This window comes from Sandarakinorhabdus sp. (genome assembly GCF_051860625.1).
Lineage (GTDB): Bacteria > Pseudomonadota > Alphaproteobacteria > Sphingomonadales > Sphingomonadaceae > Sandarakinorhabdus.
The window spans coordinates 114,058-124,857 of the sequence record NZ_JBHYDQ010000009.1 but is presented as its reverse complement, the minus strand read 5'-3'; the positions used below and the strand labels follow the sequence as shown (position 1 = coordinate 124,857).

Sequence of the window (10,800 nt, the reverse complement as noted above, 5' to 3'; positions counted from 1 at the left end):
ACGACACGATCACGGGCAACGGTGGTGCGGACAGCATCGACGGTGGCGATGGTGACGACGTGCTGGTGTTTGCCTCTGCGACTGAGTTGGCCTTGGCTGCGACGGTGATTGGTGGTGATGGTACCGACACGATCGAGATCAAGAACGATGCCACAGTAGCTGACTCCGACTTTACCCGTGTAGCGACTGTAGAGACGCTGCTGCTGTCGGGTACGGTTGCGCAGTCGGTCACTCTTGCCAACCTTGCCCAGGATGCTGGCATCCGGACTGTGACGGCGACGGCGGGCAATGCTTCGACGATCAACATCGCCGGCACGACTGCCGGTCTGGCCGTGAGCACCAACGCTGGCAATGACACTGTGATTGCGGGCTCTGGCGCTGACAACATCAGCACGGGGGATGGCAACGACACGATCCGGTTCCAGTCGGCGAACTTCACGAGCGCTGACACGGTTGCCGGTGGTGCCGGGTCCGACACGATCGAGATCACGGACTTTGCCACGGTTGTCGATGCGAACTTCACGAATGTGACATCCGTCGAGAGGCTGTTGCTTGGCAACTTCGTCAACACCGTGACTCTGGGTGATCTGGCGGCGCTTGCCGGTGTCGCTACCGTTGTTGGCGGCGGCACGAACGACACGCTGATCCTGACGGATGATCCGGATGCTGCGGGTGACATCAGGGCCATTCGCTTTGAAAGCACCAACGGCAATGATACCTTCAACATCGGCGGTCTCACCGTGACGGGTACGTTGGCGCTCGATGGGGGCGGTGACAAGATCATCGCCACCAACGGTGCCAACATCAGCGGCCTGAACGCAGGTGCTGTGACAACGGCGGAAACGTTGGAGTTGACCGGCGGGATCACGATGACCGTGGAGCAGCACAACTTCATTGCCATCGATGCCGGCGGTGGCAGTGAAACGGGTGACAATATCGACACCGTGACGCTGTCTGACGCCGGTGTGGTGACGGGCCAGGGTGACGTCGAGACCTATAATCTCGCCGACGGTATCGGGAACGTCTTCACGCAGGTGACCGGCAACACCAGCATCAATGGTGGTTCTGGCAATGATCGCATCATCACCAGCGGTATTGATGCGACCCGCGGCGCGCTGACGATCGACCTTTCGGAAGGTGGCCGTGATACGGTGGTGATCAATAACGCCGGCCAAGTGGTTGTGCCCAATCTGATCGAAACGAATGGCGGCGGGGTTCCTAATCAATTCGAACAGTTCGGCGGCGTTACCCTCAATGGGTTCGTGGCATCGGCTGCTACGACGCCCGACGTTGCTGGCGACCAGGACCTTGACTTCATTGGTACCTATGCGGGAAGCCTTGCGGGATGGAACGGCTCACTGGGCACCAGTGCGGTCACCATCCTCGGCTTCACCGCCGGTGACGGGGTTGGTTCCGACGTGATCGAAACCTTCTGGGAAGGGCAGGATTTGACCAGCGGTGTGTTCGTGGAGAATGCGGTGCTGGGCCAGACGGATCTCAGCGGCGTCTTCACCGGCTCGGTGATCGAATTGAATGCCAACCAGGCCTTCCAGATCCCCGATCCGACGAACCTTGCCGCTGTGGCAGCTCTGCTCAGCAACAATGGTCAGGGTGATGCGCTTCTGAGCCTTGCCGACGGTGATTACACGATCATCCTGTACAACGGCTCGGGCGGTGTTTTGGACAATGATCCGGCGGATGCCTTCATCTTCCACATCACCGTGCGTGGTGGTGACGGCTTCGATTTCAACTCGAACGAAGGTACCTTCGATTACGACGGTGACTCGCTCGAACTGATCGCTCGCCTGGTGGATGTCGGCGCCAATATGCTGACTGGCCAGAACTTCGCGTAACAGTAGCAATCAAGGGGGGCGTGCTCGCTGGAGTGCGCTCCCCCATTTTCAATTTCACGGACAGCCCACGGCATTCCCGACCTGGCGGCAGCGGCCACGTGGCGGCACATGCCGCATTTTCGACGATTGCCACGTCCAGGCCCCACGCTGACCGGCTTTCCAGCCGCTTCTACTGGATCGGGCTCGAGCAAGGATCGCAACCATGGCTCTCGTCAGAATCAATTCCGCACTCAATCATTGGGCCATCTTCAACCAGAGCGGCACTGCAACGCAGTTCTGGAGCCGGATCACTTCGGGTGGCAACAACAGCAATGATGTCTTGCGTCTGGAACAGACACCGTTCGCGCAGGCATCGTGGGCGGCCCCGATCGACATGGGTGGCAATACCGGTATCGGGCTGGCCCGCGACAACGACCGGCTGATTCTTGCCAAGAATAGCGAATTTCGCCTCGCGCTGAGCGGCGTCGAGTATGTCAATGCCGCGCCGGGCTTTACGGTCGATCTGGCGCAGGTCGGCGTTGGTGGCTTCACCACCGACGGTTCGGTCAGGAAGCTGTCGGCCAATGTCGGCAACCACACAGTCATCTATGAAAATGCTGCTCGCGATTCGACCGTGTTCCTGGGCAACGGCTATGACCGTGTCTCGCTGGCGACCAACCCAGACGTGGTAGCGCAGGGTCAGGACAGTTATTGGATGACCCGTCGCCTGCCCGACAACTCCATGATTTCCTATTCTCTGTTCTCTGGCAACACGGTGCAGCTTGCCGGTGGCGGGCTCGGGATGAATGCGCTGCCGTCACGCGGCAATTATGGCGAAATCGAAATCATGGATTTTCGCGACCGCAACAACGGTCTGCGGCAGTTCCGGCCGGGCAATGACACAATTGCCGACGCCGGTGCGCGGCTTGGTTTCGACAATATCGATCTCAGCGATTTTGCGCAGGACAATTATATCGACTCGTTCCTGCATGCAAGTTTCGGATCGATCAACTTCACTTCCAAGAATGTCTTTACCGGTGCGGCCGTCATCCAGGATTGGTTTGACGATGAAGCCATAGCGCAGGAAGGCGCCCCAAATCAGCAATCGGCCGCCCTGCGCTGGCAGACGACCTCGGTCAGCGATGCCGATCATAATCACGATCTGGTGGTGGCCCAGCAGACCGATGCGATCGACGGCCATCTGCGCGTCTATGTCCGCAACGAGACGACGGGGGCCTACAACCGTTTCAACGAGGTGTTTCTTGGCACCTCGGCAGACGAGATCGTGACGCGCACGGGCGCTTCGACCTCCGACAATGGCCTGACCAATCCGACCCAGAACGTCGCGCTCTATGGGTTTGGTGGCAATGATATTCTCACGGCCGGCGCCGGTTCCGATTATCTGTTTGGCGGCACCAGCACGTTCACAACCATTCCGAACATTTTGATGGGCAATGTCGTCACTGGCGGTGATGGGGCCGATTTCTTCGGCGTCGGCAATATCAGCGTTGGCCAGGATGGCGACAACCTGATGACCACAGACTTTACCGGGCGTTTGTCTGGTACGGCGCCTGTGTCCACCGACCCCTCTGGTATCCTTTCGCGGCTTAACCTTGACGGCTTGGTGGTCGTCAGGACGGCTGATACTGCCGATCTGGCGACGCGTGTCGCCACCGATCGCATCCAGGATTGGACCGCCGGCGTCGATTCACTGCGGGTGCTGGGCAATGGCACCGCCATCATTGAAGGCCTGGGCACGGCGAACGGGCTGGGCGGCGTCTATGGTGTCGATATGATTGGTGCTGATGCGGAACGGATCGACCTCAGCGGCGGCCTGGTCCGCAACGAAGGCAAGATCGTGGTGCGCGGTTTTGGCGGCAACGACACGCTGATTGGCAGTTCGGGCGACGATTGGTTGTACGGCAATGGCGACAATAACCTCTACCTGCTCGCAGCAGGCGGCAATGATCGCGTCTATATTGATGTGTTCGCCAACGCCACGTCCAGGCATATCGTGAATGGATTTGCGACCAGCTTCGCAGATGCGTCCAACACCGACCTCATCATGCTCAACAAGCGGGTCGTCGATGCGTTCTTTGCTGCCGGTGCAGGCCGCACGACCCTCACGCAGGACAGTGTGGGCAATTACATCAAATCAACGCCCTACGATCCGGGCTTGGATTATTTGCACGAAAATTTCTACAACCCGCCCATCGCCACAAACTCTGCCAACCACACCAGTACAGATGGCGTGAAGCTTTTCGAAGGCTCCCCGACGGGTGCGGATGGCACCACGTCGCTGATCGGTATCGGCATGGTCGCCGCCGGGCGCCTCCTGCTTGCGGTGCCGATTGTGGGACCGGCCCTCGGTGCCGCGTTGATTGGCGCCGGTCTCGTCCTGGAATTGACCGACACGCAGGAGCATGTCAACGCCCGCTATGACGGGCCTGCGGATGGTTATCTCAACGTCATCACCCAGATTCCCCTGTCGGGAGGGGACGGTTCGCTGTTGCGCCCGTCGACGTCAGTCGACACTGATGATCGACCGTCGTTCCTCAGCTTTTTCGAAGACGCAGATGCCGGCGATGGCTATATTCCGGTCGTTGAGTTTACGCAGCGGGCCGGTCAGGGTGTCTATGGCTTCTTTGCCCTGCATTCCACGACGGAAACCTTCGTCTATCTTGTCGCTTCGCGCGACAACCTTGTCGAAGAGGCCGAAACCTTCCTGGTCGCCCAGATCAACGGTCTCCTCTCCGCCGCCGATTTCGGCATCTATGACGGCGAAAACGACGTCTACAACTTTGGCACGATTCCGGCTGTCGTCCTGAAGGACCCGGTCATCAGCACCGTCTTTGAACAGGGCAACCCGGCAAACAATGCCGATGATAACCGGATCACCAATCTGGTAAATCCGATCCAGATCAACGGCACCGTGGCGGCTGGCGTTTCCGCAACAGCAACGTTCCGCCTTTATGAGGGCTCGACCAAGATCTTCGACGGGCCGGCCGGAGCGACCGGTTTTTCCGCCACCCTCAGCTTCGACGGTACCATCTTCAACTTTGTGGACAACCGTTCACTGGGGACCATTGTCCGGAATGTGACAAACGATCCGAATGGCAATGACACCCATGTCCTTGCCGATGATCGCGTGATTTACACTGTCGAACTGGTCGATCCCGAAACCGGCATCCCGACCCGTGACTCGACCAATCCGATCACGGTTACCGGCGGCAATGTCACCATCGATGGCGGTGCTGGCGAAGACATACTGTTGCTCATCGAAACCAGCGATTTCGTCAACAACGCTTCCGATCTCAAGATTGTCGGGTTTGAAACGATTGTGCTGGCCGGCAGTGCCGATCCCGTCACCCTCCTGCCGACAGCGATCAGCGTCGACCTGAGGCAGCAGACAGAAGGTTTCCGGATCGCCAGCGGCGGGACTGGCGACACCATCGTCGGCGGCCGGGGCGATGATACGATCACCAGCGGTGGCGGCGCCGATTTGATCAATGGCTTTGATGGCAACGACACGGTTGTCTACACCAACAGCTATCAGCAGGATGCGGATGGCAATTTCGTGCTCGATGGCGGTGGCAATCGTATCCTTGTTACCGCAGCTGGGTCCCAGCTGGCTGAAGACGCCACCGTGGATGGTGGCCAGGGCTTCGATACCATCCAGATCGACGGCGAAACCCAGATCGTGACCCTCGGCGACGCACTGTTTGGCAGGGTCACTCGGTTCGAAGCTCTCGCCCTTACCGGTACCGGTGCGCAGAGCGTTACACTGGGCACCAATACCAATGCCGCCTTCGTCGATGGCATCACGATCACCACAGTTGCAGCTGCCACCAGCCTGAACCTGGAGGGTGCTGCGTCGATCCGAGCGATCAACGCGACGGGCACCAACAACGATGACACGCTGGTGGGCGGTGCGGGTGCTGACACGCTGATTGGCGGCGGGGGCAACGACAACATCACCGGCGGCGCTGGTGCAGATCAGTTGTTCGGTGGTGATGGCGACGATAACTTCTTCGTCAATGCTGGCAACGAGGTTGTCCCCGGCGAAAGCTATGATGGTGGTAACGGGTTCGACACAGTGTTTGTCCTGGCTGACGCCGATTTTACAGGCGTCACCACATTCACATCCATCGAGCGGATTGTGCTGGCTGATGATGTCGATGTCGTATTCGATGCTGCTGCGCTGTCTGGCGATACAATCGCGATCGATGGCACCGGAAACACCGCCAATCTGGAAACCGTGATTGTCAACGGCACGAACTCTGGCGAGGTCATCAACCTCGCGGGGATCACACCCAACGCCTCCACGGTTGTGGGCATTACGATAAATGGCTTTGGCGGCGATGATACCATCATCGGCACGGCCGGTAATGACACGATCATCGGCGGCGATGGCAATGACGAAATTTGGGGTGGTCTGGGGAATGACAGCATCGATGGCGGCCTTGGTGACGACATTTTCGTCGTCAGCGGCAGCCACCAGACGGCTGGTGACACCATCATCGGCGGTGGCGGCGTTGATGAAATCCATATGTTTGTTGATCCAGTCGCATTGGCACCAATCGTGGCGGAGTTTGACTTCGACAATATCAGTGATGTTCTGCTGATCCGCCCGACGGGTGACACGACCCAGAACCGGACTGTGACATTCAGCACCATTACCGAGAATATCGTTCAGACGGTTGTCCTGAATGCCAACAACCTTACGACTGGTGCGCTGTTGGTAACGAACAATGCTGCCAGCTCCACGACGACCTTCAACATCACCGGCGGTGATGCCAACGATCAGCTGATTGGTTCTGATGGTGATGATACGCTTTCAGGCGGCGACGGTGACGATACCATCTTTGGGGGCGCCGGCAACGATATCATCACGCCTGGTGCAGGTTTTGATATTGTGAATGCGGGTGCTGGTTCCAATATTGTTAATGATGCTGGCGATGGACGCGACATCATTACCCATGACACCAATGGTGCAACCGTTGTGATCAACGTTACCGGTACAAGCACGGTAGATGTGACAGCCTCGCAAACTGGGGCAACCGTGAATAGCGCTGCTAACGTCAATACTGTAGCGCGAGGCGGCAATTCCAGCGCGGGTATTACGTTCAACGGCAATACTGGCAATGATAGTTTTATCGGTGGCGCAGGTAACGACACGCTGTCTGGCGGGGGCGGCAACGACACGCTCAATGGCGGCGCAGGCCAGGACAGGCTGACGGGCGGTGACGGTGCTGATGTGTTCCGCTTTGCCTTTGGGCAGTCGGACTTTAATAATCCTGACGTCATTACTGATTTTGGCACTGGTGACACGATTGACGTTGGTGATCCGCTGGTCAAGTTCTCAATTGACGTCGATCCTGGTGCCGGTGACGGTAACGAAATTCAGAATGGGATTGTTATTCGAGGAGTGTCTAACCTCAACGACTTCTTAAACATTGCTTCCCAGTCGGGTACGACCCGTGGCACTGCCATATGGTCTGACGGCACAGATGCCTGGATGTTTGTATCTGACGGTGTCAGCGGCTTTAGCAGCAATGACTTGCTGATTCAGCTTCTCGGCTTTACGTCGGTATCGGATTTCACCATCACGGGTGGCGATATCAGCAGCATCATTGGCTAGGTGTATCTGTCCAAGTAGACGTTGATTCTGTAGATTGATTTCGCGATCGCTGGCCAGCCGTCTTATTGGCCAATAACGAGATTGGCGATTGATGAACGTTTTTTGGTGGCCCGCTTCCAGGGTCACCACATGGTCCATCGATGTTGGTTTCTGATGCGTGGAAATTTGAATGTCGCTGTTGATAAACTTGGCCACCAACCACGATCCCACCGAAGATCGCCTCAGGCTGGTCGGGGTGGATCGTGATGGGGGCGGCCATCTGATGTGGATGACGCGCCGGCTGGCCGATCAGGCGGTGGTGGCGCTGCTGCAGCTGGTGGAACGGGAACCGGCGGTGGCCGAGGATCCGCGGTCCATCGGCGGCGGTGTCAGCCTTGTCCGTCAGCAGGAGGCGAAGGCCGCGTTGGGCGCGGCGCGTGGTGGGGCGCCACCGCCAGCCGATCGCGGCTGGCTGGTCATCAGCCTCAACCTGTCCCCCCGGCCCGATGGCGTGCTGCTCACCTTTGCCGGTGGCGATCACACGCTGGCCTTTCCGCTCACCTTTGTCGGCACGCGGCAATGGCTGTCGGTGCTGCACGCCGCCTATCAGGCCGGCGGCTGGCAGTGCACCGCCTGGCCGGGCTGGTTTGTCGAGGCCGAGCGGGTGGCCCGCCCGGTCACTTATGCCCTCCATTGAGGGCTGATCCACGTGACAGGCGGTCAAACCATGCGCAACAGGTCCCGGCGTTACAACGTGTCATCTGACTGTGATGGCGGGAACTGATCATGCGCATCTTGTTCGTTCACCAGAATTTCCCCGGCCAATTCAAGCATATCGTCCCCGCGTTGCTGGCGCGAGGTGATGAGGTGGTGGCAATGGGCATGGGCGATTATGCGCCGCCCAGGGAAATGCGATATGTGCGCTCGCACGCGCGCATGGGCACGGGCAAGGATGGCCATCCCTGGTCGCGCGACTTTGACACCAAGGTTATCCGCGGCGAGGCGGCGTTCCGCAGCGCCATGGCGTTGCGGGAAGCGGGCTTCACACCCGATGTCATCATTGCGCATCCGGGCTGGGGCGAGTCCATGTTCCTGCACACGGTGTGGCCAAAGGCCAGGATCGGGCTGTACTGCGAATTTTTCTATCGGTCCGACGGCGCGGATACCAACTTTGATCCGGAATTTCCGCTGGACCAGGAAGAAGAACAAGCCGCCCGCCTTTTTGTCAAGAATGCCGGCAACTACCTCAGTTTCCAGCATGCCACGCGGTTCATGTCGCCCACCCATTGGCAGGCGGCAAGCTATCCGGAGTGGATTCAGCCGCGCATCGCGGTGATCCACGATGGCGTTGATACACGCGCCGTGAAGCCGAACCCCGATGTTTCCCTGCGCCTGTCCAACGGGCTCAACCTTACGCGCGACAACGAAGTCATCACCTATGTTGCCCGCAATCTTGAGCCCTATCGGGGGTATCACAAGATGATGCGGGCACTGCCAGACCTGATGAAATTGCGCCCGAATGCCCACTTCATCATCGTTGGCGGTGATGGAACCAGCTACGGTGCTTCGCCGCCTGAAGGTAAATCATGGAAGCAGATTTATCTTGCGGAAATAGAAGGGCATATTGATCATAAGCGCCTGCATTTTGTTGGCCATCTGCCTTATTCGACGTTCAAGGCGATCCTCGCGCTGAGCCGCGTCCATGTTTACCTCACGGTTCCGTTCGTGCTGTCCTGGAGCCTTCTTGAGGCGATGGCCACGGGCTGTGCCATTGTTGCGAGCGACACCTCACCTGTACGGGAGCTGATTACGTCGGGTGTTCACGGGAAGCTGGTTTCATTCCACGACGTGGATGAACTCATCGCGGCTGTGACTGATCTGTGCCAGGATGCCGAGCATCGGGCGATGCTTGGCCAGAACGCCCGCGAGCGTATCGTGCGCGCCTATGATTTGCATACGGTTTGTCTTCCGCGCCAGATGGCGTGGATTGACCAACTTGGCATGGCTTGATGGTCATGCTCGTCCGGTGCGTTGCCACGTTCTGACTATACAACGTCCCCGCCCACCTCTCTGCCGCGTGCGGCTCGTCGAGCTTCGGTCAAATGACCTGACCTCTTGTTTCGTCTGGCGAGGATTGGAGTATCCGTTGTCAATGAACTTGACGACAGGTCTGGCCTGCAGGGGCCCGGGCAATGATGGACGTTCGACTGCCTGGCTCAGGCGCTGATCAACACCCCGCGGTACATCGGGTCTTCCAGCGCGCGGCCGGTGCCGATGGCAACGCAGTTCAGGGGTTCGTCGGCGACGCTCACCGGCAGGCCGGTGGATTCGCGCAGCACGACATCGAGATTGGCCAGCAAGGCGCCGCCGCCGGTCAGCACGATGCCCTGATCGACGATATCGGCGGCCAGTTCCGGTTGAATGTTTTCCAGTACGGCGCGCACGCCTTGCACGATGGTGGCCACCTGTTCGGCCAGCGCTTCGGCGATCTGCGCCTGGCTGATCTGGATTTCGTTGGGCACACCGTTCATCAGATCACGGCCCTTGATGTCGATGGTCATGCCGATGCCGTCGGCCGGGGGCTTGGCGGTACCGATTTCCTTCTTGATCCGCTCGGCGGTCATTTCGCCGATCAGCAGATTATGATTGCGCCGCACATAGTTGACGATGGCTTCGTCCATCTTGTCCCCGCCGACGCGCACGCTTGTGGTATAGGCCAGGCCCTTCAGCGAGAGCACGGCAACCTCGGTGGTGCCGCCGCCGATATCGACGACCATCGATCCGACCGGTTCGGTGACCGGCATGCCGGCACCGATCGCGGCGGCCATCGATTCCTCGATCAGATAGACCTTGCTGGCGCCGGCATTGCTGGCGGCGTCGCGAATGGCGCGCTTTTCCACGCTGGTCGATCCGGACGGCACGCAGACGATGATTTGCGGGTACCGGCCAAACCGGCTGGTTTGGACTTTCTTGATGAAGTGCTTGATCATCTTTTCAGCGATGTCGATATCGGCAATCACGCCATCGCGCAGTGGGCGGATACACTCGATGTTGCCGGCTGTGCGCCCCATCATGACTTTGGCTTCATTGCCCACCGCAACGACATTGGTGTTGCCGTTGATCATCTCGATCGCCACCACGCTGGATTCGTTCAGCACGATGCCGCGGCCGCGCACATAAACCAGCGTGTTGGCCGTACCCAAATCAATTGCCATGTCCTGACTGAAGAACGAGGTGAAGCTGTTCCAGATGTTCATGGCAATGACCTGAATGAAGGGCGTCGTGCAGCAGGGATTTGCGGGAAAATGAAAAACACACCCCCTTGCAGGGGTGTGTCTTGGCTGGTCC

The 10,800-nt window shown here is 58.8% G+C and carries 5 protein-coding genes; 4 read left to right on the top strand and 1 reads right to left on the bottom strand.

The genetic code is table 11. From position 1 onward, the window contains the following. The 4 genes from ACTIEZ_RS10315 to ACTIEZ_RS10300 all read left to right on the top strand — a co-directional run. Nucleotides 1–1,853, top strand: a 1,853-nt coding sequence (locus tag ACTIEZ_RS10315; RefSeq protein ID WP_439546591.1) for a beta strand repeat-containing protein, incomplete at its 5' end; no start/stop codon positions are given. A gap of 202 nt (nucleotides 1,854–2,055) precedes the next feature. Next, nucleotides 2,056–7,473: a beta strand repeat-containing protein gene (locus tag ACTIEZ_RS10310; protein WP_439546590.1), complete on the top strand. Its 5,418-nt coding sequence runs from the start codon at nucleotides 2,056–2,058 to the stop codon at nucleotides 7,471–7,473. Between the two features lie 169 nt (nucleotides 7,474–7,642). Next, on the top strand, nucleotides 7,643–8,149 hold the full coding sequence (locus ACTIEZ_RS10305) for a hypothetical protein (protein ID WP_439546589.1): 507 nt from the start codon (nucleotides 7,643–7,645) through the stop codon (nucleotides 8,147–8,149). A gap of 89 nt (nucleotides 8,150–8,238) precedes the next feature. Next, nucleotides 8,239–9,462: a glycosyltransferase gene (locus tag ACTIEZ_RS10300; protein WP_439546588.1), complete on the top strand. Its 1,224-nt coding sequence runs from the start codon at nucleotides 8,239–8,241 to the stop codon at nucleotides 9,460–9,462. Between the two features lie 206 nt (nucleotides 9,463–9,668). Here the strand turns inward: ACTIEZ_RS10300 and ACTIEZ_RS10295 are convergent, their stop codons facing one another. Then, nucleotides 9,669–10,709, bottom strand: coding sequence for a rod shape-determining protein (locus tag ACTIEZ_RS10295; RefSeq protein ID WP_439546587.1), 1,041 nt, complete (start codon nucleotides 10,707–10,709; stop codon nucleotides 9,669–9,671). Between the last annotated feature and the right edge of the window lie 91 nt (nucleotides 10,710–10,800).